General features: G+C 64.7%; 29 protein-coding genes and 1 tRNA gene. 10 read left to right on the forward strand and 20 right to left on the reverse strand.

All coding sequences use genetic code 11. The annotated features are described in order from the left end of the window. Positions 1 to 9 precede the first annotated feature (9 nt). Both ACZ1A1_RS06370 and ACZ1A1_RS06375 read right to left on the reverse strand, forming a co-directional pair. Positions 10 to 432 (reverse strand): DUF4864 domain-containing protein, encoded by a 423-nt coding sequence (locus ACZ1A1_RS06370; protein ID WP_463619224.1) that lies wholly within the window; start codon positions 430 to 432, stop codon positions 10 to 12. Further along, a complete protein-coding gene (locus tag ACZ1A1_RS06375; protein ID WP_463619225.1) occupies positions 429 to 842 on the reverse strand; it encodes a DUF1428 domain-containing protein in 414 nt (137 codons plus the stop codon). Before ACZ1A1_RS06375 ends, ACZ1A1_RS06370 begins: the two co-directional genes overlap by 4 nt. Positions 843 to 1,167: 325 nt before the next feature. Here ACZ1A1_RS06375 and ACZ1A1_RS06380 point away from each other — a divergent pair, with 325 nt between their 5' ends. Then, a complete protein-coding gene (locus ACZ1A1_RS06380; protein WP_463619533.1) occupies positions 1,168 to 2,112 on the forward strand; it encodes a phosphoribosylaminoimidazolesuccinocarboxamide synthase in 945 nt (314 codons plus the stop codon). Here the strand turns inward: ACZ1A1_RS06380 and ACZ1A1_RS06385 are convergent. The 8 genes from ACZ1A1_RS06385 to ACZ1A1_RS06420 form a co-directional block, all read right to left on the reverse strand. Then, a complete protein-coding gene (locus tag ACZ1A1_RS06385; protein ID WP_463619534.1) occupies positions 2,100 to 2,918 on the reverse strand; it encodes an MBL fold metallo-hydrolase in 819 nt (272 codons plus the stop codon). The two genes, ACZ1A1_RS06380 and ACZ1A1_RS06385, sit on opposite strands and share 13 nt — an antisense overlap. An 11-nt stretch (positions 2,919 to 2,929) precedes the next feature. Next, on the reverse strand, positions 2,930 to 3,709 hold the full coding sequence (locus tag ACZ1A1_RS06390; protein ID WP_463619226.1) for a TatD family hydrolase: 780 nt from the start codon (positions 3,707 to 3,709) through the stop codon (positions 2,930 to 2,932). A gap of 7 nt (positions 3,710 to 3,716) precedes the next feature. Then, positions 3,717 to 5,267, reverse strand: a complete 1,551-nt coding sequence (metG, locus tag ACZ1A1_RS06395) for a methionine--tRNA ligase (protein ID WP_463619227.1) — start codon at positions 5,265 to 5,267, stop codon at positions 3,717 to 3,719. Between the two features lie 88 nt (positions 5,268 to 5,355). Next, positions 5,356 to 6,387, reverse strand: coding sequence for a DNA polymerase III subunit delta' (locus tag ACZ1A1_RS06400; protein ID WP_463619228.1), 1,032 nt, complete (start codon positions 6,385 to 6,387; stop codon positions 5,356 to 5,358). Then, entirely contained in the window at positions 6,384 to 7,061 is a 678-nt protein-coding gene (tmk, locus tag ACZ1A1_RS06405) for a dTMP kinase (protein ID WP_119256332.1), read from the reverse strand. The genes ACZ1A1_RS06400 and tmk overlap by 4 nt, the downstream gene beginning before the upstream one ends. A gap of 127 nt (positions 7,062 to 7,188) precedes the next feature. Further along, complete coding sequence (locus tag ACZ1A1_RS06410) at positions 7,189 to 8,358, reverse strand: D-alanyl-D-alanine carboxypeptidase family protein (protein WP_463619229.1); 1,170 nt, start codon at positions 8,356 to 8,358, stop codon at positions 7,189 to 7,191. A gap of 95 nt (positions 8,359 to 8,453) precedes the next feature. After that, on the reverse strand, positions 8,454 to 9,449 hold the full coding sequence (locus ACZ1A1_RS06415; RefSeq protein ID WP_463619230.1) for a septal ring lytic transglycosylase RlpA family protein: 996 nt from the start codon (positions 9,447 to 9,449) through the stop codon (positions 8,454 to 8,456). Between the two features lie 226 nt (positions 9,450 to 9,675). Next, on the reverse strand, positions 9,676 to 9,891 hold the full coding sequence (locus tag ACZ1A1_RS06420) for a hypothetical protein (protein ID WP_313194917.1): 216 nt from the start codon (positions 9,889 to 9,891) through the stop codon (positions 9,676 to 9,678). Between the two features lie 273 nt (positions 9,892 to 10,164). Between ACZ1A1_RS06420 and ACZ1A1_RS06425 the strand changes: the two genes are divergently transcribed. Together ACZ1A1_RS06425 and ACZ1A1_RS06430 are read left to right on the forward strand one after the other, a co-directional pair. Further along, positions 10,165 to 10,455 (forward strand): hypothetical protein, encoded by a 291-nt coding sequence (locus ACZ1A1_RS06425; protein ID WP_463619231.1) that lies wholly within the window; start codon positions 10,165 to 10,167, stop codon positions 10,453 to 10,455. A 99-nt stretch (positions 10,456 to 10,554) separates the two neighbouring features. Continuing rightward, the gene (locus ACZ1A1_RS06430) at positions 10,555 to 10,704 is read left to right on the forward strand and encodes a hypothetical protein (RefSeq protein ID WP_463619232.1); all 150 of its coding nucleotides are present in this window, start codon (positions 10,555 to 10,557) and stop codon (positions 10,702 to 10,704) included. A 20-nt stretch (positions 10,705 to 10,724) separates the two neighbouring features. Here the strand turns inward: ACZ1A1_RS06430 and ACZ1A1_RS06435 are convergent. Beyond that, positions 10,725 to 10,814 (reverse strand) — tRNA-Ser (locus tag ACZ1A1_RS06435). 241 nt (positions 10,815 to 11,055) lie between these two features. Between ACZ1A1_RS06435 and ACZ1A1_RS06440 the strand changes: the two genes are divergently transcribed. The 6 genes from ACZ1A1_RS06440 to ACZ1A1_RS06465 all read left to right on the forward strand — a co-directional run bounded on the left by ACZ1A1_RS06440 (position 11,056) and on the right by ACZ1A1_RS06465 (position 15,719). Next, positions 11,056 to 11,982: a diguanylate cyclase domain-containing protein gene (locus tag ACZ1A1_RS06440; protein WP_463619233.1), complete on the forward strand. Its 927-nt coding sequence runs from the start codon at positions 11,056 to 11,058 to the stop codon at positions 11,980 to 11,982. A 279-nt stretch (positions 11,983 to 12,261) separates the two neighbouring features. Next, entirely contained in the window at positions 12,262 to 12,474 is a 213-nt protein-coding gene (locus ACZ1A1_RS06445) for a hypothetical protein (protein ID WP_313194913.1), read from the forward strand. 144 nt (positions 12,475 to 12,618) lie between these two features. Continuing rightward, positions 12,619 to 13,143, forward strand: coding sequence for a DUF992 domain-containing protein (locus ACZ1A1_RS06450; protein ID WP_313194912.1), 525 nt, complete (start codon positions 12,619 to 12,621; stop codon positions 13,141 to 13,143). 76 nt (positions 13,144 to 13,219) lie between these two features. Further along, positions 13,220 to 13,486: a hypothetical protein gene (locus ACZ1A1_RS06455; protein WP_313194911.1), complete on the forward strand. Its 267-nt coding sequence runs from the start codon at positions 13,220 to 13,222 to the stop codon at positions 13,484 to 13,486. A gap of 25 nt (positions 13,487 to 13,511) precedes the next feature. Continuing rightward, positions 13,512 to 13,859: a hypothetical protein gene (locus ACZ1A1_RS06460; protein WP_313194910.1), complete on the forward strand. Its 348-nt coding sequence runs from the start codon at positions 13,512 to 13,514 to the stop codon at positions 13,857 to 13,859. Between the two features lie 78 nt (positions 13,860 to 13,937). Next, entirely contained in the window at positions 13,938 to 15,719 is a 1,782-nt protein-coding gene (locus tag ACZ1A1_RS06465) for a cation:proton antiporter domain-containing protein (protein WP_463619234.1), read from the forward strand. Here the strand turns inward: ACZ1A1_RS06465 and ACZ1A1_RS06470 are convergent. The 7 genes from ACZ1A1_RS06470 to pcsA all read right to left on the reverse strand — a co-directional run bounded on the left by ACZ1A1_RS06470 (position 15,708) and on the right by pcsA (position 23,114). Beyond that, positions 15,708 to 16,427, reverse strand: coding sequence for a FadR/GntR family transcriptional regulator (locus ACZ1A1_RS06470; RefSeq protein ID WP_313194996.1), 720 nt, complete (start codon positions 16,425 to 16,427; stop codon positions 15,708 to 15,710). The two genes, ACZ1A1_RS06465 and ACZ1A1_RS06470, sit on opposite strands and share 12 nt — an antisense overlap. Positions 16,428 to 16,654: 227 nt before the next feature. Beyond that, positions 16,655 to 17,725: a BMP family ABC transporter substrate-binding protein gene (locus tag ACZ1A1_RS06475; protein ID WP_313194908.1), complete on the reverse strand. Its 1,071-nt coding sequence runs from the start codon at positions 17,723 to 17,725 to the stop codon at positions 16,655 to 16,657. Positions 17,726 to 17,772: 47 nt separating this feature from the next. Continuing rightward, positions 17,773 to 18,693 (reverse strand): ABC transporter permease, encoded by a 921-nt coding sequence (locus ACZ1A1_RS06480; protein ID WP_463619235.1) that lies wholly within the window; start codon positions 18,691 to 18,693, stop codon positions 17,773 to 17,775. Beyond that, a complete protein-coding gene (locus ACZ1A1_RS06485; protein ID WP_463619236.1) occupies positions 18,693 to 19,784 on the reverse strand; it encodes an ABC transporter permease in 1,092 nt (363 codons plus the stop codon). Before ACZ1A1_RS06485 ends, ACZ1A1_RS06480 begins: the two co-directional genes overlap by 1 nt. After that, positions 19,774 to 21,348, reverse strand: coding sequence for an ABC transporter ATP-binding protein (locus ACZ1A1_RS06490; protein WP_463619237.1), 1,575 nt, complete (start codon positions 21,346 to 21,348; stop codon positions 19,774 to 19,776). Before ACZ1A1_RS06490 ends, ACZ1A1_RS06485 begins: the two co-directional genes overlap by 11 nt. 50 nt (positions 21,349 to 21,398) lie before the next feature. Then, positions 21,399 to 22,370 carry a quinone oxidoreductase family protein gene (locus ACZ1A1_RS06495; protein ID WP_463619238.1) on the reverse strand — a complete coding sequence of 324 codons (972 nt, stop codon included), beginning with the start codon at positions 22,368 to 22,370 and terminating at the stop codon, positions 21,399 to 21,401. A gap of 18 nt (positions 22,371 to 22,388) precedes the next feature. Next, complete coding sequence (gene pcsA / locus ACZ1A1_RS06500; RefSeq protein WP_119256317.1) at positions 22,389 to 23,114, reverse strand: phosphatidylcholine synthase; 726 nt, start codon at positions 23,112 to 23,114, stop codon at positions 22,389 to 22,391. Positions 23,115 to 23,357: 243 nt separating this feature from the next. Between pcsA and ACZ1A1_RS06505 the strand changes: the two genes are divergently transcribed. Further along, complete coding sequence (locus tag ACZ1A1_RS06505; protein ID WP_463619239.1) at positions 23,358 to 24,560, forward strand: UbiH/UbiF family hydroxylase; 1,203 nt, start codon at positions 23,358 to 23,360, stop codon at positions 24,558 to 24,560. Here ACZ1A1_RS06505 and ACZ1A1_RS06510 read toward each other — a convergent pair. After that, positions 24,528 to 25,490, reverse strand: a complete 963-nt coding sequence (locus ACZ1A1_RS06510) for an AEC family transporter (RefSeq protein ID WP_415212804.1) — start codon at positions 25,488 to 25,490, stop codon at positions 24,528 to 24,530. The two genes, ACZ1A1_RS06505 and ACZ1A1_RS06510, sit on opposite strands and share 33 nt — an antisense overlap. 42 nt (positions 25,491 to 25,532) lie before the next feature. Then, positions 25,533 to 26,282: a cytochrome c biogenesis CcdA family protein gene (locus ACZ1A1_RS06515; RefSeq protein ID WP_463619240.1), complete on the reverse strand. Its 750-nt coding sequence runs from the start codon at positions 26,280 to 26,282 to the stop codon at positions 25,533 to 25,535. Positions 26,283 to 26,383 lie beyond the last annotated feature (101 nt).

The following is a 26,383-nucleotide window of genomic DNA, read 5'->3' on the forward strand; positions in this document are numbered from 1 at the left end:
GGCGCAGGACTAGATTTCAGGCCCCGGCGCCGCATGCACCATGTGCACGCCGTTGATCTTGTAGCTGCCGTCCGGCTGCTTCACGAGCTGGTAGAAGGCCGTCCAGTCCTTGCCGCCCGGACCCGAAATCAGCACTTCCTGCACCACCGTATCGCCCTGCACCTTCGAGCGGCCGAAGGCGACATGGCCCGGCCGGAAGACCGGCGCGTAGTTCTTCTTCACCATGTCGAAGAAGGCGTCCTCGGTCGGAAACCGGTCGCGGACGGAGGGCGAGGCGAAGGCATAGGCGCTCTTCGCATCGTGGTTCAGGAACGCCGCGATCTGGCTCTGGATGATGCTTTGCACCGTGTCGATCGGCTCTTCCGCCCATGCGGGGGAAGCCACAAGCGTGGGCAACGAGAGGCCGAGGAACATGGCGGCAGAGAGCTTCATGGCGATAACATCTCCCGAAGCGGCGCGAAGCTTCCGGCCACGAGACGGCTGCCTTCGAAGACCACGCCTTCGCCGGGCTCCGGCTGGATGCGGGGATCTGCCAGCGCCTTACGCAACCCGCTATCGCGGGCGTCCTTGCTGGGCCATTCGGTCCAGGCGAGAATGACCGTTTCACCGGGCCGCGCATCGGCCGCAACAATGAAATCCCGCAAGGGGCCGGCATCGGCAAGCGCATCCCGCGCGCCATCCGCATGGAATTCCTCGCCGCCGGGCGTCTCTGGATCGAGCCGGAAATCGACGATGCGCGTCGCGCCGTATTCCCGATAGACGTCGGCGACCTTCCGCGAGAAAGCCTCGTAGGCGGCAAGCTTGTCGATGGCGACCGGTATCAGATAGGCGTCGATGTACATTGTCCCGTTCTCCGGCAAGGCAAGCGACATCGAGGATGGTACTCCAGAGCGGTGCGGCAGGCGAGAGGTGCATCGGAACAACAGGTTCGTCAAAGCGGAGGGCGGTAAAGCTCATAGAGCCGAAAATGCCGGCATGCAGGGAGCTTCATCCTTGCCCATTCGGCCCAATATAAAAGTCGCATAAGATAGATTATGGAACTAACTGATACGCCTGAATGCCCCGAAAGCGCTGGAAACCCGGTTTTCGCCTTGACCGGAATGCTTCCCCGGCCTTAAGCGAAACGGCAGACGGAACCAACAGCGAAAGCCTGCCACGATGAGCGATTTGCGCATTCTCTCCGACGCCCATATCCCGGAACTGCCGAACCGCTACAAGGGCAAGGTTCGCGAGAACTACGACCTGCCGGACGGCAGCCGGATCATCATCGCGACGGACCGCCTCAGCGCCTTCGACGTCATCCTGACATCCATTCCCTTCAAGGGCCAGGTGCTGACACAGACGGCGCGCTACTGGTTCGAGGAAACCGCCGACATCTGCCCGAACCATGTCCTGGCCTATCCGGACCCGAATGTCGTGATCGGCACGCGGCTCGACATCCTGCCGGTCGAGGTCGTCGTGCGCGGCTATCTCGCCGGCACCACCAGCACGTCGATCCTGACGAAATACCGCAAGGGCGAGCGCGACATGTACGGCATCACGCTGCCGGACGGCCTCAGGGACAACGAAAAGCTTCCCCGGCCGATCATCACGCCCACCAGCAAGGCCTTCGACGGCGGCCACGACGAGCCGCTTTCCGGCGCGGAAATCCTGGCTCAGGGCCTGCTGACGGCCGAGCAATGGGAAACCGTATCGCGCTACGCGCTTTCGCTCTTCGCGCGCGGACAGGCCCGCGCGGCCGAGCGCGGCCTGATCCTCGTCGATACGAAATATGAATTCGGCACGGACAAGGACGGCCGCATCGTGCTGGCCGACGAGATCCATACGCCGGATTCGAGCCGCTACTGGATCGCCGAGAGCTACGAGGAAAGCTTCGCCAAGGGCGGCCGGCCGGCCAGCTTCGACAAGGATTTCGTGCGCTTCTGGGTCACCGAACGCTGCGACCCGTACAAGGATCCGATCCCGGAAATCCCGCGCGAACTCGTCGAGCAGACCTCGAAGGTTTACATCCAAGCCTTTGAACAGATTACCGGAAAGACTTTCGTGCCCGACCTTTCCGGCGCCACGGTCCTGGACCGCATCCGCAAAAATCTGACGCCCTATTTCGCCTGATCGTCGGAAAGCGCGACCTCGAAGCTGAGGCCATCATAGGCCGGCTCCACATGGGCCGGCGTTTCCTTCTGCACGGTGTCGTAATCGAGCGGCACATGCATGTGCGTCAGGATCGCCCGGGCCGGCTTCAGCCGCTCGATCCATTCCAGCGCCTGGCCGATGGACAGGTGGCTCGAATGGAAGCGGTATTGCAGCGCGTCGATCACCAGCATATCTAGGCCGGCAAGATGCGGCAGGGTCTCGTCCGGAAAGTCGCTGATATCGCTGCAATAGGCGACATCGCCGATGCGGAAGCCGAGCGAATGGATCGAGCCATGCACCTGGAGGAGGGGCTGGAAGGTGATCGCGCCCCCTGCCCCTTCAATGGTCACCGGCGCATCCATCGGGTCGATCAGGTTCTCCGTCACGATGGGCGGATACATGCTGCCGGGCGGCGTCCTGAGGCAATAGCCGAAGCCTTCGCGGATGCGGTCCATCGTCTCCACATCGGCCCAGATCGGCACCTGCCGGTGGTTCTGCAGCACGAAGCCGCGAATATCGTCGATACCGTGGATATGGTCGGCGTGGGCGTGGGTATAGAGCACGGCGTCGATGCTCTCGACGCCGGCCGAAATCATCTGCGTGCGGAAATCCGGCCCCGTGTCGATGACGACGGTCGTCTTGCCCTCCGGCCCGATCTGCTCGACGAGGAAGGCGGCGCGGGTGCGGCGGTTCTTCGGATTGGCGGGATCGCAGGCTCCCCAGTCACCGGTGATGCGCGGCACGCCGGGAGACGAGCCGCAGCCGAGAATGGTGAAGCGACGCATATAGGCCACGGCTACACCCGCGGCATCTTCGAGAAGATGCGGAAGGCGTTTTCGGTGGTGATGCGGGCGATCTCTTCCGTGCTGACACCGACGGTATCTGCCAGTACTGCCGCCGTGTGGGCGGTATAGGCCGGCTCGTTGCGCTTGCCGCGGAACGGCTTCGGTGCAAGATAGGGCGCGTCCGTTTCCACCAGCATGCGCTCCAGCGGCACGGTCCTGGCGATTTCGCGCAGATCTTCCGATTTCGGGAAGGTCAGGATGCCGGAGAAGGAAACGTAGCCGCCAAGCTCGACGCCGACGCGCGCCAATTCCGCGCCGGAGGAGAAGCAATGCAGCAAGAAGGGGAAGGCCCCCTTCCCCGTTTCCTCGGTCAGGATCGCCGCCATGTCCTCGTCGGCCGAGCGGCTGTGGATGACGAGCGGCAGGCCCGTTTGCCGGGCGGCCGCGATGTGGTTGCGCAGGCCGATGGCCTGCGCGTCGCGCGGCGCGTTGTCGTAATAGTAATCGAGCCCCGCCTCGCCTATCGCCACCACGCGCGGATGGTTCGACAGCTCGACCAGCTCCGAAACCGGAATGTCCAGCTCCTCGTCCGCATTGTGCGGATGCGTGCCCACCGAGCAGAAGACCGACGGATACTTTTCGGTAATCGCCAGGATCGTCGGGAATTTGCGCACCCGCGTCGAGATCGTGATCATCTGCTTCACGCCGGCCGCGTGCGCCCGCGCGACGATATCGTCGCGCTCCGCCTCGAAGTCGGGAAAATCCAGATGGCAGTGGGTGTCGATCAGCATCGCGGTCTCAAGCCTCGGGCGCGACGTAGCGCGGGAAGACCGGCGTCGGCGCTTCCAGCGGCGTGCCGCTGACGAGACGGCCGGCCTCGCCGAGCGCCGCGAAGTCGCGCTTGTCGACGGGCGCGGCGACGAGGTCGAGCAGCTTGCGGCCGGACTTCGGCATGAAGGGCTGCAGCAGGATCGCGATCTGGCGTACGACTTCCGCCGTCACATAGAGCACGGTGCCCATGCGGACGGGGTCGGTCTTCTTCAGCGCCCAGGGCGCCTCGCCGGCGAAATAGCGGTCGGCTTCCGAGACCACGGCGATGATCGCGGCCAGCGCCCTGTGGATCTGCTGCTTGCCCATCTCCTCGCGGGTGACGGCGTGCAGCGCGTCGACGGAGGCGAGCATCGCCCGGTCCGCCTCGTACAGCTCCCCGCATTCCGGCACCTTGCCGTCGCAGTTCTTGACGATCATCGACAGCGAGCGGCTTGCAAGGTTGCCGATGCCGTTGGCGAGGTCGGAGTTGATCCGCGTCGCGATCCCCTCCTCGCTATAGCTGCCGTCCTGGCCGAAGGAGACCTCGCGCAGGAAGAAATAGCGGATCTGGTCGAGGCCGAAATGGTTCACCAGGTTGACCGGATCGACCACGTTGCCGAGCGACTTCGACATCTTCTCGCCCTTGTTGAGCAGGAAGCCGTGGGCGAAGACTCGTCCGGGCAGCGGCAGGCCGGCGGACATCAGGAAGGCCGGCCAGTAGACGGCGTGGAAGCGGATGATATCCTTGCCGATGATGTGGATGTTCGCCGGCCAGTATTTCGCACGATCACCTTGCGGATCAGTGAGATAGCCAGTCGCGGTAATGTAGTTTGTCAGCGCGTCGACCCACACATACATGACATGCGCCGGGTCGTCCGGAACCGGAATGCCCCAGTCGAAGGTCGTGCGCGAGACGGAGAGATCCTTGAGGCCGGACTTGACGAAGGAAATCACCTCGTTGCGGCGCTCGGCCGGGCCGATGAAATCCGGGTTGTCCTCGTAGTGCTTCAGGAGCTTTTCCTGATAGGCGGAAAGGCGGAAGAAGTAGCTCTCCTCCTCCACCCATTCGACGGGCGTGCCCTGCGGGCCGTAGCGAACGCCGTCGTCGCGCTTCTCGGTCTCGTTTTCCTGGTAATAGGCTTCGTCGCGAACGGAATACCAGCCGGCATAACCGCCCTTGTAGATATCGCCATTGGCGGCCATGCGGCGCCAGATCTCGGCGCAGGCCTCGTAGTGGCGCTCTTCGGTCGTGCGGATGAAGTCATCGTTCGACGCATTAAGAAGAACAGCCATATCCTTGAATTCTTTCGAATTCCGATCCGCCAGTTCGCGCGGCGAAATGCCTTCCTTGCGCGCCGTCTGCTGCATCTTCTGGCCGTGCTCGTCCGTGCCCGTCAGGAAGAAGACGTCCCGCCCGTCGAGCCGCTGGTAGCGCGCCATGGCATCCGTCGCGATCAGCTCATAGGCATGGCCGATATGCGGCTTGCCGTTAGGATAGGAAATGGCGGTGGTGATGTAGAAGCGGGACGTGTCGGTCATCTGGGGTGCGTTCTGTCTTCGGTTGTGCAATGCCGCAAGGTATTAGACCATGCGGACGCAGAGGGAAACAGCAAGTTTCCGCTTTGAGCTAGAGCGCTGCGCGGACGTCGTCGAGGACGGTGATGATCGTCTGCTTGCGATCGAGATTGTAGGCCTGCGCGATGGTGATGCGCTCGCCGAGCTGCGAGGAAAGGTGGGCAAGCCGGTCGGCGCGGGCGATGTCGCCGGAAAGCGCCGCGCTGCGGGCCGCGTCGGTGACGAAGTCCGAGACGTGCTGGCAGAAGAAGGAGAAGACCGTGTCGCTGTCCTTGGCCGACAGCACGTCGGCGAGCCGGTGCACGTCGCGGCGTGGCGGCTCGCCCGGCGCTGTGACGATGGCGCGGAAGGCTTCCACGATGTCGAAGCCGCCGTAGTTCACGAGCTTCAGCGCTTCGGAGACGCTGCCATGGGCGGCGGACAGCACCTCCCCTGCCCGCGCGCCGGACGGCGCCGCGCCGAGGCTCTCCAGCGCGGCGGCAAGATCGCTCTCCGATAGCGGAGACAGGGACAGCGGCAGGCAGCGCGAGCGGATGGTCGGCAGCAGCTTGCCTGGCGCGTGGGTCAGGACGAGGAAGAGCGAACGCTTCGGCGGCTCTTCGAGGATCTTCAGGATGGCGTTGGCGGCGTTGCGGTTGAGGTCGTCCGCAGGGTCGATGATGACGATGCGCCAGTTACCCGTGCCGGAAGTCTGCGCCAGGAACTTTCCGGCCTTGCGCACCTCGTCGACGGTGATGGCGGATTTCACCTTGCCGGTCTTCTCGTCGACCGGGCGGGTGAGATGCAAGAGATTGTGCGAGGCGCCGGCGGCGAGCTGGCGGGTGATGGGCGACGCGGGCGACGGGTCGGTCATCGCCTCGGGCGCGTCCGCCGGCTCGGGATGGTGCAGCACATGGTTGGCGAAGCGGAAGGCGAGCGTCGCCTTGCCGATGCCTTCCTGTCCCTCGATGAGGATCGCGTGATGGCCCTTGCCGGAGCGATAGGAGCGCGCCAGGAACGCCGCCGCCTCGGCATGGCCGAAGAGCTTCGTCTGCTCGGCGGGATGCACCGCGCCGTCGAGGATGCCGGGACGCTCCTCGCTCACGAGACATGCTCCGGATGGCCATGCGCATTGATCGGCAGCAGCGGCTCGACGATGGCGAGCACCTCCGCGGCAATCGTCTCCTGCGCCTTGGTGGCATCGACCACGCGGCAGCGCAGCGGCTCGCGCTCGGCGATGTCGAGGAAGGCCTCGCGGCGCTTCTCGTGGGTCTCCAGCTCTTCCTTCTCGAAGCGGTCGGGTTGCTCCTCCGGCCCTGTGGCGCGCTTGCGGGCGCGCTCGAGGCCGATGGAGGCGGGAAGATCGAAGATGATCGTGCAGTCCGGCACGACGCCGTTGATCGCCACCCGCTCGAGCGTCTCGACGAAGGATTGCTCCAGATTGCCGGTTATGCCCTGGTAGACGCGGGAGGAATCCATGAAGCGATCACAGAGGACGACCGTACCGGCTGCCAGCGCCGGGCGGATGACCTGCTCGACATGGTCGCTGCGCGCCGCGGCGAAGAGGATCGCCTCCATGCGGATACCGTAGGGTTCGGCCGCGCCGGACAGCAGCACGTGGCGCACCGCCTCCGCGCCCTTCGAGCCGCCGGGCTCGCGCGTCATGAGCACGGTCAGGCCGCGCTCGCGCAAGGCATTCGCCAGAAGCCGGATCTGCGTCGACTTTCCGGCGCCTTCGCCGCCTTCGAACGTGACAAACAAACCGGGTGCGGCAGACAAATCCTAGTTCCGTTCCAGCGGCCGCCGCGGCGGCCATTTGACATTTTCCGGTGAGGCGGAGGCGAGTCGGACCACTACTAACCCATGTTTCCGGCGGACGAAACGCTTTTCGCCCTGCCCCGCCCCGTCAAATCCAGAAGAAGAACAGTTCGATCAGCGCATCCAGCGCGCGCGAGCGCAAGGTGCCGACTGTCACCGTTCCCGCGGTCTTCACCGGTACCTCGCGCAGGAGCTGCTTGTCGTTCCAGATCTTCAGCGTGCCGACGTCCTGTCCGGGCTCCACCGGCGCCCGCACGGGCCAGTTATAGACAACGCGGGCGACGAGCCGCTGCGAATTGTCCTTGGGCAGGAACACGTCGACCTCGTCGCCCGCAACGAGCGGCACGGTAGAGGCACTGCCGCCATAGACGCTCGCATCGGCGATCGTCTCGCCCTCCTTGAACAGCGTGCGCCGCTCGAAGGTCGCCAGCGCCCATTCGATGATGCGGCGGGATTCCTCCGTGCGCACCTTGTCGCTTTCCATGCCGCCCATCGCCAGCAGCAGGTGCTTGCCGTCACGGTTGACGGCGGCGACGATGGAATAGCCGCCCTCCTCCGAAAAGCCGGTGACGAAGCCGGTCACGCCGATATTGAGCGCAAGGAGAGGATTGCGGTTGCGCTGCTTGATCTTGTTCCACTCGAACTCCGGTTCGAGATAATAATGCATATAGGCCGGATAGGCATTTTCGAGATGCCGGGCGAGCAGCACCATCTCGCGCATCGTAACCCTGTTGCCGGGGTCCGGCAGGCCGGTGGCATTGGCGAAGGCGGATTTCTCCAGCCCGAGCGCCCTGGCCTCCGCGTTCATCCGCTCGACAAAGGCGGTTTCCGAACCGGCGATGCCCTCGCCCAGAATGATGCATGCATCGTTGGCGAACTGGACGGTCACGCCGCGCACGAGATCCTCGACGCGCACGCTGGATTTCAGCGCCGCGAACATGGTGGAGGTGCGAGAGGGCGCGCCGCCGGTCCGCCAGGCATGTTCCGTGACGGGATATTGCGTATCGAGCGTGATCTCGCCGGCCGACAGCGCCTTGAAGACGCTCGCCATGGTCATGAGCTTGGCAAGGGAGGCCGCCGGAACCACCTCGTCTTCCGCCCGGGCGAAAAGCACCGTGCCGGTCTCCGCCTCGATCATGTAGACCTGTCTTGCCTTGACGTCGAAGCCGGCCTGCGCCTGCGGCGCCGGGGACTGGGCGTGCGCAACCGTCAGCAGGGACAGGAAGAGAATGAGGCAGGCAGAAAGGCGGCGATGCATGGCGACTCCGGGTGCCGTCACACTCCCACAGCCGGACGCGTTGCGCAAACGGCTTTGCGGGAAGAAGGCGCCATGCCGCCCGTCACGCCCTATCCTCAACCCGCGTTGTCGGCGAGCGCGGAAAGCGGCGTCAGCTGGCCGTCGAGCGTGAGGATGGCGTCGAAGGCGCCGGAGGCATCCCGCACCCGCTCATCCGCATAGGCGGCGGCGTAGCTGCCGCCGGAAAGCTGCGGAACGAAGTCCGGCCGCTCCATCGGCACCGGGCCGATTTCGGGCAGGAGCGCGAATTCCTGATCCATGACCTGGAAAGGAAGGGCTTCAGGCGCGGTCTTGTTGAGCGCCGTCATCGCGCTCTGCTCCGGCATGGAGAACGTGTCTTCGCCTGCCGAAGGCATCGCCCGCCTATCGGCCGAGGCCACCATGACGCCGGTCGCGATCTGGCCGCCCGGATCGACCGCCGGAATGCGCGATCCCTTCGGCACGTAGGAGGCCATGAGATAGGGCATGTCGTTGCCATCGAGCGGCGCCTTGCCGACATACTGCACGCGCACCTTGGCCGTGCCGGTGCGCTTCATGTCGAGAAGGTCGGCCGTCTTGGACGAGACGTCGATCAGGCGGTTTTCATGGAACGGGCCGCGGTCGTTGACGCGCACGATGACCGACGTGCCGTTTTCGAGATTGGTGACGCGGGCATAGCTCGGCAGCGGGAATGTCGGATGGGCGGCGGAAAGATGGTAGAGGTCGTAGACCTCGCCGTTCGCCGTCTTGCGGCCGTGGAAGGCCGAACCGTACCAGGAGGCGAGGCCGGTCTTGGTATAGCCCATCTCTTCCTTCGGCTGGTACCACTTGCCGCGGACCTGATAGGCCTTGCCGAGCTGGTAGCGCCCGCCGCCCTTCGGCACGGGTTGGCCATCCTCGACGACGCGGGGGCTGGCCTTCACCCCATATTCGGATTCGGCGAAGAATTCCTTGCTGCGGACCTTCTTCTTGGGAGCTTGAGCCGTCGTCGCACAGGCGGCAAGGCCTGCGCAAACCAGCGGAATTGCGATGAACCGAAGGCTTTGGCCAAGACGGTTCGCACTCTTCTTCAAGTTATTATGTCCCACGCCGCTATTGTCCCCGACAGTGTGCCAGCCAACTGCCTTGCCCCTGCAAGTCGGCCGTCAATGCCATTCAGTAAATAACAGTGTGTTAATCATGCCAATAAGATGGCGAAATTGCGAATGAACGCCGCGCCGGGCGCGAAGATTGATAAGTTATGGTTTATGCATGGTTAAGGCGCCCGCCGGCCGTGGCGAGCGCCGGCTTTGCTTTTCGTCAGGTCGTCTCGACCTGGAGAACATCGAAAAGCCGATCGGGATCGCGCACGCCGTGACGATAGAGCGTGATGATCGAGCGTGCCAGGGAGCGCGACCTGGCCTCGTCGAGGCGAAGGCTGCCCGAGGCGGTCAGGCGGGTGAAAACGCCTTTCAGGATATCGAGGTCCTGCGGTTCAAACATGCCGATATGCGTGGGGTCTCGAAGCACGTCCATTGCGGCCTCCCCTTGCTTGGCACCCAGCCGGCAATATCGCTTTCTGGTGCCGTTAAACTCTAGGGCCACAATGCGTCCGCAACAAGTCGGGAAAAGTTATATTGCGTTTTACGTCCTGTGCCATCGCGGCACGGCGGGCGCGATGCCGGCCTCCGGCGGGTGAGCCCTGCCCCGGGCCGAAGTGCTTGTCCACCGGCAAACCCGGCCTGCCGCTTGTCTCTTCCAGGCCCCCTGCCTATCTTGCGGCCGACGAAATCAGCAGGAAAATCAAAGATGTCGAATACCAGAAACCTGATCGCCTCCGCCCTTGCAGCCATCGTCGTCGGTGTCGGCATCATGGCCTATGACACCTGGAAAGGTGCCGAATGGGTCGTCTCGCCCGAGCAGATCGCCGCCGCCAGGGCGGAAGGCAAGGCCGGCTACGAATCCTCTCCCGGTACCGTCACCGTCCTGCCGATCCGCAGCGAGACGGCCGATCTCCTGCCGTTCAAATGGGGCCTCTACGGCCTTGCCGCCGGAGTGCTGACCTTCCTTTCCCTGCGGAAGAAGAAGGCAGCCGCCTAAGACATTGCCGAGACGCCGGATTTCGCACTGCCTCGCAAAATCCGGCATCGCATGCGCCTGCGGCCCATTTTTCATCGCATTGCGCGTTACAGTCGGGTCATGGACAAGTCAGGCCTGCTCTTCCTCTTCCTCCTCGGCGCCCTCGCGGCCCTCGTCATCAGCGTGCTCCTCATCGAAACGGAACAGCCGATCGCACGGCAGGACGACGGATCCCTGATCCCGCCCGAAATGACGGACCGCGCCCGCTGATCCTGATGAGAATGGAGGGATGGCGGAAGAGGTGGGATTCGAACCCACGGTAGACTCTCGCCTACGCCGGTTTTCAAGACCGGTGCCTTAAACCGCTCGGCCACTCTTCCGTTGATGAAAGGCATTGCCGCCCCTCGAGCGATGCGGCCTTTTAGCAGCTTTGCTTGGCGCGTCAACTTGCTCCGCTACGTCTGCCCGGGCGACCCGGCGAAGATGACGAAGGCCGCCGGAAGCCTGCACCGTGAGGTTGCCTTGGCAAGGTGCCGGGATTCAACGAATCTTAAGGCGAGCGCCCCTATCGTTTGCGCCATGCGACAGGGAGGACGGCAGCGCGCCGTGCTTAGGGGGCCCATGATTTCCGAAGACGTTCTCAACTCGGCATTGCGCGACCTGTTCGACGTTTCCCCTGTCCCGTTCTCGATATCCACGACCGACTTCAACTCCCGCTACATCAAGGTCAATCCGGCATATCTGCGGCTCGTCGGCCGTTCCTGGGAGGAACTGGCGGAAAAGCCGCTCGCCATCGATCTTCCCTACCCGATAGACCATCCCGCCAGGCTGGAGCGGATGCATCTCCTCGAAACGCGGGGCTTCTACGATCTCACGGAAGTGGAGATGCTGAGAAGCGACGGGCAGATCTTCCCGACGCTGATCACCGCACAGCGCCGAAGGATTTCCGGCGAAAGTCTGGACATCGAGATCGTGATCGACAATTCGGAGCGCAAGGCGCTGGAGAACGCAATCCTCCATGCCGCCCGAACCGACGCGATGACGGGGCTTCACAACCGGGCCTCCTTCGAGGCCCATCTTGTCGAAGCCCTTGCGGCGACTTCCGACGAGCGCCGCCTGTCGCTCGCTTATATAGACCTGAACCGCTTCAAGCAGGTGAACGACAGGTTCGGCCATTCCGTCGGCGACCGTGTGTTGAAGGAAGTCGCCCGGCGGATACTCGAATGGAGCGCCGATGGCGATTTCGTCGCCCGGCTGGGCGGCGACGAATTTGCCGTCGTTTCCTCGTTCAGCGCCGGTCGACCGATCACGCTCGCGCGCTACCTCGGCCTTGCGGCACGGATAGCGGATATGATCCAGATCGATGGCCAGCCCGTTCAGGTCGGCGCGGCCATCGGCATAGCGCAGGCCGCGCACGATATGGGTTTCAGCGCCCTGCTCGATAATGCCGACAGGGCGATGTACGAGGCGAAGGCGACCGGCAACCTGATCGAGGTCCGCGCGGATCGGCCCGTCCATGACCGCGAAATGAAGCTCAGCTACGGTTAGCGTAAAGCCCGGCAGAAGAATTTCCGCTTTTGCCGGACAGCCCTTGTTTTCGACACATTGGCCTCCTATATCCCCGTCAACGGCATTGCTGATGAGCGCTGGAACGTTTCTGCCGCTCGCAATTGCCGCCATCGCCTGATGCTTTTGACCACGGATGTACTGGCACGGGTGAACAGGTGATGATGAGGAAGGTCGGTGCGTTTTCGCCCCGGCCTTTTTTGTTGCCCGGAACAATCGGGCGGCCTGCCGGTTTCGCCTACACGTAGGAGGAGGCCGGCCATGGAACAGACACCCACCGCAAAGCTTGCCGCTGAATATCTTCGCCTTGGCGGCGGGCGTCTCGCCAAGATCGACGACAATCTTCTCAGCACCCGCAAATGGGAGCATGAAAGCCGGGCGGCCGAGGCATTCTGGAACGAACGCATCGCGCCCCTCGACGAGCACAGCCGCAACGAGGTGATCTCCCACCTGCCGACGATAAACCAGGTGTAACCGAAAAGCCGCTGGCGCTTAAGTTGCTGTTGGCGGACCTGCGCGTGCCCACACTCCGCCACGATCTTCGCCATGAGATGACGGGCGACCGGGAACCAATGCACCGGATTCGCCATTATCGTGCCAGTTAGAAGGAGTGCACAGATGAACAAGAAGCTTGGAACTGCCCTGGCGCTGACCCTTGCGCAGGCTTTCGCAACGACGGCCGGCGCGGCGGACATGGTCATTCGCGAGGAAGCCCCCGCCTATGTCGACCGCGGCGCGCGCGACGGGGTGAAGATCGGCATGCTGACCTGCGATGTCGGCGGCGGTGTCGGCTACGTGCTGGGCTCGGCCAAGAGCGTCGATTGCGTGTTCAAGGCGACCAACGGCGAGCACGACACCTATAGCGGCGTCATTCGCAAGATGGGCGTGGACCTCGGCTTCACCACGCAGGGCCGCATCGTCTGGGCCGTCTTCGCCCCGACGGCCGGCTACCACCAGGGCTCGCTCGGCGGCCTCTACCAGGGCGCGACGGCAGAAGCGACGGTCGGCGTCGGTATCGGCACCAACGTGCTCATCGGCGGCACTTCCGGCTCGATCCACCTGCAGACGATCAGCGTCAGCGGTCAGATCGGTCTCAACCTCGCGGCAACCGGGACTTCGGTAACGCTGACGCCGCAGGGCTGAGGATATCGACGGGCGGCTTCGGCCGCCCGTTTCGCATGGCGCGCGATCTGCTAGAATGCGCGCGGAGGACCCTTTCATGTTCCGTATCGCCCTGCCCCTTCTGGCCGCTCTTGCCCTTGCCGCCTGCACCGCGGTGGATGGCCCCGGCATCGAGCCCATTCCCGGAAGCATCACCTATGGCGGCCACCAGCCGCGCACGAAGCTGACGAAGGCGCCCATCGGCAGCACGTTCGAGCATCAGTTCTACGACGGCCCGGGCCGGCAGGTTTTCGAAACCTACCGCATTCAGCCCGACCGCTCGCTTCTTTTGATTCACCGCCGCGTGCGACTCGATTACTTCTGATGCGGTAGAGGCAACGGAGGCGACCATGCTGGAAAGCACCGATATCGAACTTGAGGACGAGCGCATGAAACAGCTCGACATCCTTGCGGAAGAACGCGCGATGACGCCGCCCGAGCTGATGGCGCATTACGCCTCCGGCTCCTTCGGCTTCCATGAGGCGGTGCACACGACCTCCATCGTGCTCGACCTCGTCGACGACCAGTTGCTCCAGCACCCGGCGATTGCCGGCAACAGCGAATGGTTCCGCCTTGCGGCGCGCGCCAGCGAAGCGCTTTTCAATCTCTACCAGGCGATGGGAGCCGCCCAGGTTGCCGGCCACGCCCCCGACGAAGGCAAGCGCCCGGAAGACCTCAACGCCAGCAACGACGACTGAACCGATTCCGTCTTGCGCATGCGAGGCGAGCGACTTACCCTATCCTCTTGAATTCTCAAGCAATCGGGAAAGACGCGCTTGCCTCACGCGACACCGCTCATCGCGACCCTGGTCGCCGGTATCTGTCTCGCCTTCGTGGCGGGCCTTGTCGCGCATCGTTTTCGCCTCCCGCCGATCGCCGGCTATCTTCTTGCCGGCGTTTGCATCGGACCGTTCACGCCGGGCTTCGTCGCCGACCAGCATCTTGCGAATGAACTGGCCGAAATCGGCGTCATCCTGTTGATGTTCGGCGTGGGCCTGCATTTTTCCCTCAAGGACCTGCTGTCGGTCCGCGCCATCGCGATACCGGGTGCCATCGGGCAGATCGTCGTCGCCACCTTCTTCGGTCTTCTCCTCGGCCTTGCCATGGGCTGGCCGGCCGGAAGCGGCTTCGTCTTCGGCCTGTCGCTCTCCGTCGCCAGCACCGTGGTGCTGCTGCGCGCCCTGCAGGAGCGCCGGATGGTGGAGACGGAAAAGGGACGTATCGCGGTCGGCTGGCTCATCGTCGAGGACCTCGTGATGGTGCTGACGCTGGTCCTGCTGCCGCCGCTTGCCGGCGTTCTCGGCGGCATGGCGCAGACCGCCGATGTCGATCCCGAGCTGACGCGCGCGCTTGGCATCGGCGCCGTCTGGACGGCGGTCGGCGTCACGGCCGTCAAGGTTTCCGCCTTCATCGCGCTGATGCTCGTCGTCGGGCGAAAGGTCATTCCGCTCGTCCTGCATTATGTCGCCCATACCGGCTCGCGGGAGCTCTTCCGGCTGTCGGTGCTCGCCATAGCGTTGGGCGTTGCTTACGGTTCGGCCAAGCTCTTCGGCGTTTCCTTCGCGCTCGGCGCGTTCTTCGCAGGCATGGTTCTCGCCGAATCACAGCTCAGCCAGCAGGCGGCGCGCGAAACCCTGCCACTGCGCGACGCCTTCGCCGTTCTCTTCTTCGTATCGGTCGGCATGCTGTTCGATCCGGTGAACCTTCTGGAACGGCCGCTGGCGATCCTTGCCACCGTCGTCACGATCATCTTCATCAAGTCGGCGGCCGCCTACCTGATCGTCAAGGCCTTCGGCTATCCGCGCACCATCGCGCTCACTATCGCGGCGAGCCTTGCGCAGATCGGCGAATTCTCCTTCATATTGGTCGTGCTCGGCGTCGGGCTCAAGCTGCTGCCGCCCGTCGCACAGGATCTCGTCGTCGCGGGCGCGCTGTTCTCCATTCTCGTCAATCCCCTGCTCTTCATGGCCGTCGACCGCTATGGCGCCAGGCTCGATGCGGAAACCGTGGAGGGCGCGGAAGCGGCGCCGCCGGCCGAGGAGATCGCGGTCGCGGAGGATGCGCCCGAGCCGACGACGCTCACCGATCATGCCGTGGTGGTCGGCTACGGCCGCGTCGGCAAGCGGATCGTCGAGCAGTTGCGGGCGGCCGGTATTCCGCTGCTGGTCATCGAGGAGCGCGCGGGCGTCGCCGAAGCGTTGCGGGAAGCCGGCATCGAGGCCATCGGCGAGCCCGCCGGCAATCGCGGCGTGCTGGCGCAGGCGAATATCGCCGGCGCGCGCTGGCTCGTGACGGCGATCCCCGATGCCTTTGCGGCCGCCACGCTGATCGAGCAGGCCCGCTCGTCCAACGGCGCCATCGCCATCGTCGCCCGCGCGACCTCGCAGGCCGAGGCCGACCATCTGCGCCAGTTCGGCGCCAACCATATCGTGATCGCCAAGGACGAGCTTGCCGGCGCCATGGCCGAGCAACTGCTGGCGGAAGACAATACCTACCGTCCGCGAGGCGAGGCCGATGCGCAGGGCGAGCTCGATCTCGCCACGCCGCTACCGGTCTGACTGCTGCCCTTCGCGCAGCGCCTGGACGACGCGCTCGCGGCCGACCCGGATGACATTCTCCATCGCCCGGCGCGCGCCCTCCTCGTCCCGTCGGTCGATCTCCTCGACGATGCGGATATGCGTTGCCGCCACATCCCCCCTCTTGCCGCGGTCGGCGGCGGGGGAGCTGAGCTTGAAGGCGCCGACGAGCGCGGCCTCGATCAGGCTGCCCACGGTGCGCAGGAACGGATTGCGCGAGGCTTCCAGAACCGAGAGGTGGAATTTCAGATCGGCCATCGCGAGCGTCTCGGCGGTATGCTCCGAATCGCCCATGGCAACGGCGAGCCGCATCATCTGGCTGATATCGGCCTCCGTGGCATGGCGGGCGGCAAGCGCGGCGGCATGCGGCTCGAAGGCGAGGCGCACTTCCGAAAGGTGCAGCAGGAAGTCCTCGTTGATGCCCACGGCGAAGTACCAGGTGAGGATGTCGCTGTCGAAAAGGTTCCATTGCGTGTTCGGCGTCACGCGCGTGCCGATGCGCGCGCGCGGCACGACGAGGCCCTTGGCGGCCAGCGTCTTCATCGCCTCGCGCAGCACCGTGCGCGAAACCTTGAAGCGGGCGGCAAGCTCGGCATCGCCCGGCAGCGTCGCCCCGACGGGGTATTCGCCCGCGATGATGCCCCGGCCCAGCTCGTTGACCACCTGCGCATGACTGGTGCGCGTGTTCATCCCGCTGATGACCGTTTCAAGCAAACCCTTGCGCAAGAACCTTCCCCTCCTCCGTTCCGAAGAACCCCTTCTTCCGCGGAACCATCCGGCAGGTATAGAGCAATTCCAGCAAAAGTGCGAAGCGGTTTCGGCGCGGAATTACGCACAAACAAGGAGATAGGACTTTCCCGGGCAGAAACGGAAAAGGCGCCCGCAAGGGGCGCCTTCCTTGGTCGGTGCTTTGCCGCTTACTGCGGCAGCTTGTCGTCGACGCCGGCGACGTAGAAGTTCATGCCGAGCAGCGTGCCGTCGTCCGAAACCTGGCCGGCGGCCAGCCAGTCGGAGCCGTCCTGCTTCTTGACCGGGCCGGTGAAGGGGTGCAGCTCGCCGGAGCGGATCTTCGCCTCGACCTCTTCGGCGGCCTTCTTCACGTCGTCCGGCATGTTGGTGTAGGGCGCCATGGTGAGGATGCCGTCCTTCAGGCCGTCCCAGATCTGCTCGGACTTCCAGGTGCCGTCGAGAACGGCCTTGGTGCGCTTGACATAATAGGCGCCCCAGGTGTCGACGATGGCGGTGAGCTGGGTGTTCGGGCCGGCCGAGATCATGTCGGAGGCCTGGCCGAAGGCGTGGATGCCGCGTTCGGCGGCGACCTGCATCGGCGCAGTGGAGTCGGTGTGCTGCGTCAGGATGTCGACGCCCTGGTCGGCCAGCGCCTTGGCGGCATCGGCTTCCTTGCCCGGGTCGGCCCAGGTATTGGCCCAGACGACCTTGACCTTGAAGTCCGGATTGACAGACTGCGCGCCGAGCATGAAGGCGTTGATGCCCATCACGACTTCCGGGATCGGGAAGGAGGCGATGTAGCCGGCGACGCCCTTCTTGGACATCTTGGCGGCGATCACGCCCTGGATGTAGCGGCCTTCATAGAAGCGGGCATTGTAGGTGCCGACGTTTTCCGCGCTCTTGAAGCCGGTCGCGTGCTCGAACTTCACGTCCGGGAACTTCTGCGCGACCTTGATCGTCGCGTCCATGAAGCCGAAGGACGTGGTGAAGACGAGCGCGCAGCCCGAGCGCGCCATGCGCTCGACGGCGCGTTCGGCATCCGGGCCTTCCGGCACGTTTTCGAGGAAGGCGGTCTCGATCTTGTCACCCATCTCTTTCTCGAGTTCCTGGCGACCGCGGTCGTGGCCTTCCGAATAGCCGCCGTCCGTCTTGGAGCCGACATAGATGAAGCAGATCTTCGTCTTGTCCTGGGCGCTGGCGGCGACGGCGAAGCCGAGAACGGCGGCCGACGTTGCGAGAGCGAGAATGATTTTCTTCATTTTATCCTCTGAGGTTGGAGTGGTTGTTTCCCGTCTTCTTGTTCTCGTCACCGATCCGGCACGAACGGCTTGCCGAGCGAGGCCGGCGTGTTGATCAGCGTCATGCGCCGGTTGTGCGATATCAGGATTAGTACGATAACAGTGGCGGCATAGGGAAGAGCCGACAGGAACTGCGACGGAATGCCGAGGCCGAAGGCCTGCGCATGCAGCTGGCTGATCGAGACCGCGCCGAAGAGATAGCCGCCGAGCAGCACGCGCCAGGGCCTCCACGAGGCGAAGACGACCAGTGCTAGCGCGATCCAGCCGCGCCCGGCCGACATGTTCTCCACCCATTGCGGCGTATAGACCAGCGAGAGCTGCGCGCCGGCAAGACCCGCGCAGGCGCCGCCGAACATCACGGCGAGGTAGCGCGTGCGGATGACATGGATGCCGAGCGCATGGGCGGAGGCATGGTTATCGCCGATCGCCCGGACCTTCAGGCCCGCGCGGCTTTTGAACAGGAACCAGTTGACGCCGACGACGATGGCGATCGACAGGTAGAAGATGATGTCCTGCCGGAAGAGCAGAGGGCCGATGAAGGGAATGTCGGCGAGCAGCGGGATCGCGATCGGCTCAAGCTTGGCGCCCGACATGCCGACATAGGGCTCGCCGATCTGGCCGGAAACGCCGAGGCCGAGGATGGTGAGCGCAAGGCCGGTCGCCACCTGGTTGGCGACGAGCGTCAGCGTCAGGAAGCCGAAGAGCAGCGAGAACAGCGCCCCGCCGGCAATGCCGGCGAGAATGCCGATATAGGGCGAGCCGGTGACCTGGGTGGCGGCGAAGGCGATGGCCGCCCCCATCACCATCATGCCCTCGACGCCGAGATTGAGCACGCCGGTGCGCTCAGTGACGAGCTCGCCGATGGAGGCGAGCACCAGCGGAGTCGCCGCGGTGATCACGGTCAGGAGGATGGCCTCGATCATGCCCATCAGAGCGCTCCCTCGTTTCCACGGGTAAGGCGGGAGAAGACCAGCCGGATCTTGTACTGGATGAGCGTATCGCAGGAGAGCACGAAGAAGAGCAGCAGCCCCTGGAAGACGCGCGTGACCTTGTCGGAGACGGTGAGCGTCAGTTGCACCGCCTCGCCGCCGACATAGGTGAGCGCCAGGAACAGGCCCGCTGCGATGATGCCGAGCGGATTGAGGCGCCCGAGGAAGGCGACAATGATCGCCGTGAAGCCGTAGCCGGGCGAGATGATCGGCTGCAGTTTGCCGATGGTGCCGCTGACCTCGGAAATGCCGGCAAGGCCGGCGAGCGCGCCGGAGAGCAGCATGGAGAACCAGATCATGCGCTTGGAGGAGAAGCCGGCAAAGCGCCCTGCCCGCTCCGACTGGCCGAGCACGGTGATCTCGAAGCCCTTCAGCGTGTAGCGCATCATGACCCAGAGCGCGACGGCGGCGATGATGGCGAAGGCGAAGCCGAGATTGGCCCGCCCCGAGGAAACGAGCTCGGGAAGGATCGCCTCCGGCGCGAAATCGCGCGTCACCGGGAAGTTGTAGGCATCGGGGCTGCGCCAGGGGCCGCGCACGAGCCAGTCGAGGAAGAGCTGGGCGATATAGACCAGCATCAGGCTTGTCAGGATCTCGTTGGTGTTCATATGCGCCTTGAGGAAGGCGGGCACGGCGGCATAGAGCGCGCCGCCGATCATGCCGAAGATCAGCATCAGCGGCAGGACGAGCGGGGAATGCCAGTCGTGGAAGACGACCGGCACGATGGAGCCGGCAATCGCCCCGGCGATGAACTGCCCCTCGGCGCCGATGTTCCAGTTGTTCGAGCGGTAGCAGACGGAAAGGCCGACGCCGATCAGGATCAGCGGCGCGGCCTTGATGGCGATCTCGTGCAGCGACCAGACGTCGAGCAGCGGCTCGATGAAGAAGCTGTAGAGCGCCGATCCCGGGCTCTTGCCGAGCAGTGCGAACATGATGCCGCCGGCAATGACCGTGAGGCCAAGCGCCAGGAAGGGCGAGAGGATGGAATAGAATGTCGAGGGATTGGCGCGCTTTTCGAGTTCAATGCGCATGAGCCGCCTCCTCGCCTTCGGTCTTGCCGTACATGCCGCCCATCAGGAGGCCGATCTTCTCGCGCGTCAGCTCGCGGGCCGGATAGGCATCGGACAGCCGCCCCTCGCTGATGACGGCGATCTCCGTCGCCACCTCGAAGATCTCGTCAAGGTCCTGGCTGATCACCAGCACCGCCGAGCCCGATTTCGCAAGGTCCACGAGCGCCTGCCGGATACGGCTTGCCGCCCCGGCATCGACGCCCCAGGTCGGCTGGTTGACGATCAGCACGGCCGGCTGGCGGTCGAGTTCGCGGCCGACGATGTATTTCTGCAGGTTGCCGCCGGAAAGCGAGCCGGCGGCCGGGTCCTCGCCGCTCTTGCGCACGTCCATCGTCTCGGAAATGCGCCGCGAGGCGATGTGCACGACGGCGCGGCGGATGATACCGAGGACGCCGCCGGAAAGGAACGTCCTGCGATCCGACTGGTTGCGCGCCAGAACGAGGTTATCGGAAAGCGGCAGGCCCGGCACGGCGGCATGGCCATGGCGCTCCTCGGGCACGAAGCCCGCGCCCATCAGGCGGCGGGCGGTGATGCCGAGATTGCCGACGGCCCTGCCGCGGACCGAGACGGCCGACGCATCGGCGACCGGATATTCGCCGGAGAGCGCATCGAAAAGCTCGCCCTGCCCGTTGCCGGCGACGCCCGCGATGGCCAGCACCTCGCCGCCCCGCACCTTGAGACAGACGTTCTTCAGCGCGACGGCGAAGGGCGTGCGCGCCGGAACGCTGAGGTGCCTTGCCTCGAGCAATACGTCGCCCTTGGTATTCGTTCCCGCCGCGCTGACGGAGGCGACATCGCTCCCCACCATCATGCGGGCGAGCGAAGCGGGCGTCTCCTTGCGCGGATCGCAGGCGCCGGTGACCTTGCCGTGGCGAAGAACGGTGGCGCGGTCACAGATGCGTTGCACCTCCTCCAGCCGGTGGCTGATATAGAGGACCGAACGGCCTTCCGCCTTCAGCTTGGCGAGCGTTTCGAACAGGCGGTCGGCCTCCTGTGGCGTCAGCACCGAGGTCGGCTCGTCGAGGATGATGAGTTCCGGGTTCTGCAGCAGCGCGCGCACGATCTCGATGCGCTGGCGCTCGCCGACGGAAAGGTCGGCGACATGGGCCTTCGGATCGAGCGGCAGGCCATAGAGATGGGAAAGGCGCGAGGCCTCCTCGGCCACCTTCGAGAGCGAGATGCCGGGGCTCAGCGAGAGCGCGATATTCTCGGCGACCGTCAGCGCCTCGAACAGCGAGAAATGCTGAAAGACCATGCCGATGCCGAGGCGGCGGGCCGCGCCGGGGCTTGGAATGCGAACGGATTCGCCCTTCCACAGGATCTCGCCGCTGGTCGGCGCCAGGACGCCGAACAGCATCTTGACCAGGGTGGACTTGCCGGCGCCGTTCTCGCCCAGAAGGGCATGGATCTCGCCGGGCTGGATATCGAGGTCGATGCCGTTACAGGCGGCAAACGAACCGAATAGCTTTGTCAGGCTGCGGACAGCCAACAACGGACGGCCCCCAGAAGCTCCAACGGCTGACACTATGCCCCTCTTTCCTGCAATCCCGTTCCCAGCGCCCCTTCGGGTCGTTTTCAGGGAATGAGCAATGTCGTTCCACTCGTTTTTCTTGATTCCAGATCCGTGTGGGCGCGTCCCGCGTCCGCCAGCGAATAAGTCTGATGAATATTGATACGCACTTTGTTGCTGCGCACAACATCAAAGAGCGAATTTGCACATGCATCGAGCGCCGCGCGCGTCGCGATGTAATGGAAGAGCGTCGGGCGGGTGGCGAAGAGCGAGCCCTTCTGGGCGAGAAGCCCCATATTGAATGCATCGACCGGGCCGGAGGAATTGCCGAAGCTGACGAAGAGGCCGCGCGGCTTGAGACAGTCCAGCGATTTCGGGAACGTGTCCTTGCCGACGGAATCGTAGACGACATCGACGCCTGCCCCATCGGTCAGCTCCCGCACGCGGGCGGCAAAATCCTCCCTGCCGTAGTCGATGACATGGTCGTAGCCGTGCGCCAGCGCAAGATCGATCTTCGCCTGCAAACCGGCCGTGCCGATCACCGTCGCACCGAGCGCCTTTGCCCACTGGCCGGCGATGAGGCCGACGCCGCCCGCCGCCGCGTGGAACAGGATCACGCTGCCGGGCTTCACAGGGTAAGTCTGGAGTAACAGATACTGCGCCGTCATGCCCTTTAGCATCATGGCGGCGGCAGTTTCCAGGGAAATGCCCTCCGGCACCTTCACCAAATGCTTCGTCGCGACATTGCGCTCGGCCGCGTAGGCGCCGTCCGCCGAAGCATAGGCGACGCGGTCGCCGACGGCAAAATCCGACACGCCTTCGCCGACTGCCGTCACCGTTCCCGCCCCTTCCTTGCCGGGAATGAACGGCAGATCGGCCTTGTAGAGGCCGGTGCGGAAATAGACGTCGATGAAGTTGAGGCCGATGGCCGCCTGCCGGATCTGCACCTCGGCCGGGCCCGGCGGGCCGAGCGGCACGTCTTCGAGTTTCAGGACGTCCGGCCCGCCGAGACTGCGAACGACGATCGCCTTGGTCATGTCATGCTCCTCCGGGTTCTAGCGCCGGCCGAGGCTGGGAAAGACCTGCAGCACGCCGCCGATGACATAGAGATAGAGACCGGTGCCGACCACGCCCCAGACAACCCAGGCCGGCGACGCGAAATGCAGGAGCAGCGCATAGATGCCAAGGAACGACCAGAGGAAGAAGATCGCCAGATTGAGCGGCCGCAGCCGCTGGACGCGCACCGGATGCAGGAAATTGATCGGCATGAAGGTGAGGAAGACGGAAACGAAGACGACGACGGACGCCGTCACCTCGCTCGCCTGGATGACGAAGAGCGTGAAGACCACCATGTTCCACACGACCGGGAAGCCCGAGAAGAAATACTCGTCCGTCTTCATGCCCATGTCGGCATAGTAGATGGCGCTCGACACCACGATGGCGCCGGCCGCGACGAAGGACCACGGCTCGCCGATCATGCCGCTCTGGTAGAGCGCGAAGGCCGGCAGCAGCACATAGGTCACGTAGTCGATGACATTGTCCAGCGTATCGCCGGACCAGTTCGGCAGCACTTCCTTGACACGCACCTTGCGCGCGATGGGCCCGTCGATGCCGTCGACGAGAAGCGCAAGGCCGAGCCACCAGAACATGTCGACGAAACGGTGCTCGGCCGCGGCCACGACGCCGAGAAAGGCGAGGAACGAGCCGGACGCCGTCAGGATATGGACGGAAAAGGCGCGGATTTCCGCGTAGGGCACGCGCTTGTAGTTGAAGAACTTCATTGCGGTTCGCCGTCCATCCCTTGGGGCTTTTTCTCGGCCGCGATCCGCCGAACGCGCCCTCTTCGTGTCTTGCCGTAATATGCATTGATTGCCGGCCATCGCCAGTGAAAATCCGCGGCCCGCCGGTGCGTATCCAGCCCTGCGCGGATTCATCCCATGGAAATTGCCTCTTTGCGGCCCTACTCTTGCCCGCTACAAGCATCGCAAATCTGTGGGAAACGTTTCCCATCTCGGAGGTCGGTCATGAGACAATTCGATATCGCGATCGTCGGCGCGGGCCTTGCCGGCAGCCTCGCAGCCCTCGCGCTTTCCGATTCGGGCCGCACCGTCGTGCTGATCGCCCCGCCGACCCGCGTCGCCGACGGCCGCACGACGGCGCTCATGGACCAGTCCATCGCCTTCCTGAAGACGCTCGCGCTTTGGGATGCGATCGCCCCGCACGCGGCCGCGCTTGAAACCATGCAGATCCTCGACGGCACGACGCGGCTCCTGCGCGCGCCGCCGGTCGCCTTCCGCTCCGGCGAGGTGGGGCTCGATGCGTTCGGCTACAACATCCCCAATGCGCCCTTCCTCAAGGTGCTGGACGAGCGCATCGCGGCGCAGGGCAATATCGCGCGGCTGGAAAACGGCGTGACGGCCGCCAACAGCTTCGAGAACGGCGTGGAGCTGGTGCTGGACGATGGCGAGCGTGTCCTCGCCTCATTGGTCGTCGGCGCGGATGGCAAGAAGTCGCGCATCCGCGACAGCGCCGGCATCGGCGTGCGCGCCTGGTCCTATCCGCAATCCGCGCTGGTGCTGAACTTTGTGCATGAGCGGCCGCACGGCAATGTCTCGACGGAATTCCACACGGAAAGCGGGCCGTTCACGCAGGTCCCCCTGCCCGGCCGGCGCTCCAGCCTCGTCTGGGTCCTGCCGCCGAAGGAAGCGGCGCGGCTGCGGGACCTGCCCGTTTCCGACCTCGGCCAGGCGGTGGAAGAGCGCATGCAGTCCATGCTCGGCAAGGTCTCCGTGGAAGCCGGCGCCCAGAGCTTCCCGCTCTCCGGCATGACGGCCGACCATTTCGGCAAGGGGCGCTTCGTGCTGCTCGGCGAGGCCGCCCATGCCTTCCCGCCGATCGGCGCGCAGGGGCTCAATCTCAGCCTGCGCGACATCATGGCGCTGAGGGAGCTGATCGCCGATAGCGAGCCGGCGAACACGCTCGGCGAGCGCTTCGACCGCCGGCGCCAGGCCGACATCCGCTCGCGCACGCTCAGCGTCGATCTCCTCAACCGCTCGCTGCTTTCCGATTTCCTGCCCGTGCAGTTCCTGCGGTCCGCCGGCCTGCACCTGCTGTCTGCCCTCGGGCCGCTGCGCAGCATCGTCATGCGCGAGGGCATCGAACCGCTCGGCTCGCTGAAGGCCTTTCGCGAGGGCCTAAGGGAACGGGTCGCCCGGAAGCAGGCCTGACTTGATGAGGTAGAGCACGATCGTCACCGTCGCGACGGAAAGGACCGTCGTGATGAGGATCGTCGCCGACGCCCTCTCCTGCCACACGCCATATTGCTGGCCGATGACGAAGACATTCGTCGCCGTCGGCAGCGCCGCGAGCAGCACGGCCGTATAGACCCAGACCGGATCGAAATTGCCGGCAAGGCCGAGCACCAGATACATGATGACCGGCAGGAGCACGAGCTTGGCCGGCACGATATAGCCGATCTCCACCGGCACGCGCTTCAAGGGTCGCAGCGCCAGCGTGACGCCCATGGCGAAGAGCGCACAGGGCGCGGCCGCCTGCGCCAGGTAGTCGATCAGCCGCTGCAGGGATTGCGGCGGCTCGAAACCGGCAAAGGCGGCGGCAAAGCCGGCCGCCGTCGCGATGATGAACGGATGCGTGACGATCTTGTGGAGGATGCCGCCGACGACCTGATGGGCCGGCCGTTTCTCGCCGCCGGCAAGCGCCATCAGCGCGGGCGCCACCATGAAATGCAGCATGTTCTCGAAGCAGAAGACGAGCGCCACGGGCACCGCCGCCGGCTCGCCGAAGGCGAGCAGCGCAAGGCCCGGCCCCATATAGCCGATATTGCCGTAGGCCGCCGCAAGCCCCTGCATCGTCGCCTCGCCGACACTCGCGCGGCGCAGCCACAGCCCCATGGCGAAGATCAGGCAGAAGACAAGATAGGTCGCCCCGACATCGGCGACGATGAAATCGACACGGGTCAGCTGCTCGATCGGCGTCTTTGCCACCAGCTTGAAGAACAGGGCCGGCAGCGCGATGTAGATGATGAAGGTATTGAGCCAGCCGAGTGCCTCAACCGGCTGCTTCGTGATCTTCGCGACCACGTAGCCGAGGAGAATCATGCCGAAGAACGGCAGGACCAGTCCGATGATATCCGCCATGGGCTAAGGTCTGCTTCCGCTTGCCGAGGATGATGTTTCCGACTAGCCGATTTGCGAGAGAATGGGAAACGTTTGCTGGAACCAGATCGCAACGGCGCTGACGTAGCCGAAGATGAAGGCAAGACCGGTGAGGACCAGCAGCCCGCCCATGACCTTCTCCACCGTGCCGAGATGGCGGCGGAAGCGCACGAGAAAGCGCATGAAGGCGCCTGAAAAGCCCGCCGCGATCCAGAACGGAATGGCAAGGCCGAGCGAATAGACGGCCAGCAACGCCGCGCCGTCGCCGACGGTCTCGCGCGCCGCGGCGATTCCGAGGATCGCCCCCAGCACCGGACCGATGCAGGGCGTCCATCCGAAGGCGAAGGCAAGGCCCATGATATAGGCGCCGGAGGCGGTCGCCGGCTTGCCGCCGCCCTGGAAGCGCGCCTCGCGGGCAAAGAGCCCGATGCGCAGCACGCCGAGGAAATGCAGGCCCATCAGGATGATGATGACGCCGCCGATCTGGGCGAGCACGTCGAGATGCTTGCGCAGCACCATGCCGATCGTCGAGGCCCCGGCGCCGAGCGCGACGAACACCGTCGCAAAGCCCAGCGTGAAGAAGAAGGCCGCCAGCAGCACCGCACCCCGCGTATCGCGCCGCACCGCCACCGCCTCGCTGCCGCGGAACTGGTCCACCGAAATGCCCGCCATATAGCAAAGATAGGGCGGCACGAGCGGCAGCACGCAGGGCGACAGGAAGGACAGCGCCCCGGCAAGAAGTGCGCTCAGAAGGGAAATATCGGCAATCGACAAGGGGCTACTCCGCGACGGCCGGAGAAAGCGGCTCCAGGCCTCAACCGGCCCGCCCGCATCTCCGTTCGGCCTCTGATAGCCGCCGCACCCCACTCCTGCCA

This window comes from Shinella sp. R2-11, assembly GCF_055330205.1.

Bases quoted from the DNA above. Each gene is read 5' to 3' on its own strand.
- ACZ1A1_RS06370 (WP_463619224.1), bottom strand. From the start codon at position 432: ATGAAGCTCTCTGCCGCCATGTTCCTCGGCCTCTCGTTGCCCACGCTT.
- ACZ1A1_RS06375 (WP_463619225.1), bottom strand. From the start codon at position 842: ATGTACATCGACGCCTATCTGATACCGGTCGCCATCGACAAGCTTGCC.
- ACZ1A1_RS06385 (WP_463619534.1), bottom strand. From the start codon at position 2,918: ATGCGTCGCTTCACCATTCTCGGCTGCGGCTCGTCTCCCGGCGTGCCG.
- ACZ1A1_RS06390 (WP_463619226.1), bottom strand. From the start codon at position 3,709: ATGCTGATCGACACCCACTGCCATCTGGATTTTCCCGACTTCGAGGCG.
- metG (WP_463619227.1), bottom strand. From the start codon at position 5,267: ATGACCGACACGTCCCGCTTCTACATCACCACCGCCATTTCCTATCCT.
- ACZ1A1_RS06410 (WP_463619229.1), bottom strand. From the start codon at position 8,358: ATGCATCGCCGCCTTTCTGCCTGCCTCATTCTCTTCCTGTCCCTGCTG.
- ACZ1A1_RS06420 (WP_313194917.1), bottom strand. From the start codon at position 9,891: ATGGACGTGCTTCGAGACCCCACGCATATCGGCATGTTTGAACCGCAG.
- ACZ1A1_RS06425 (WP_463619231.1), top strand. From the start codon at position 10,165: ATGTCGAATACCAGAAACCTGATCGCCTCCGCCCTTGCAGCCATCGTC.
- ACZ1A1_RS06430 (WP_463619232.1), top strand. From the start codon at position 10,555: ATGGACAAGTCAGGCCTGCTCTTCCTCTTCCTCCTCGGCGCCCTCGCG.
- ACZ1A1_RS06440 (WP_463619233.1), top strand. From the start codon at position 11,056: ATGATTTCCGAAGACGTTCTCAACTCGGCATTGCGCGACCTGTTCGAC.
- ACZ1A1_RS06445 (WP_313194913.1), top strand. From the start codon at position 12,262: ATGGAACAGACACCCACCGCAAAGCTTGCCGCTGAATATCTTCGCCTT.
- ACZ1A1_RS06450 (WP_313194912.1), top strand. From the start codon at position 12,619: ATGAACAAGAAGCTTGGAACTGCCCTGGCGCTGACCCTTGCGCAGGCT.
- ACZ1A1_RS06455 (WP_313194911.1), top strand. From the start codon at position 13,220: ATGTTCCGTATCGCCCTGCCCCTTCTGGCCGCTCTTGCCCTTGCCGCC.
- ACZ1A1_RS06460 (WP_313194910.1), top strand. From the start codon at position 13,512: ATGCTGGAAAGCACCGATATCGAACTTGAGGACGAGCGCATGAAACAG.
- ACZ1A1_RS06470 (WP_313194996.1), bottom strand. From the start codon at position 16,427: ATGAACACGCGCACCAGTCATGCGCAGGTGGTCAACGAGCTGGGCCGG.
- ACZ1A1_RS06475 (WP_313194908.1), bottom strand. From the start codon at position 17,725: ATGAAGAAAATCATTCTCGCTCTCGCAACGTCGGCCGCCGTTCTCGGC.
- ACZ1A1_RS06480 (WP_463619235.1), bottom strand. From the start codon at position 18,693: ATGGGCATGATCGAGGCCATCCTCCTGACCGTGATCACCGCGGCGACT.
- ACZ1A1_RS06485 (WP_463619236.1), bottom strand. From the start codon at position 19,784: ATGCGCATTGAACTCGAAAAGCGCGCCAATCCCTCGACATTCTATTCC.
- ACZ1A1_RS06495 (WP_463619238.1), bottom strand. From the start codon at position 22,370: ATGACCAAGGCGATCGTCGTTCGCAGTCTCGGCGGGCCGGACGTCCTG.
- pcsA (WP_119256317.1), bottom strand. From the start codon at position 23,114: ATGAAGTTCTTCAACTACAAGCGCGTGCCCTACGCGGAAATCCGCGCC.
- ACZ1A1_RS06505 (WP_463619239.1), top strand. From the start codon at position 23,358: ATGAGACAATTCGATATCGCGATCGTCGGCGCGGGCCTTGCCGGCAGC.
- ACZ1A1_RS06510 (WP_415212804.1), bottom strand. From the start codon at position 25,490: ATGGCGGATATCATCGGACTGGTCCTGCCGTTCTTCGGCATGATTCTC.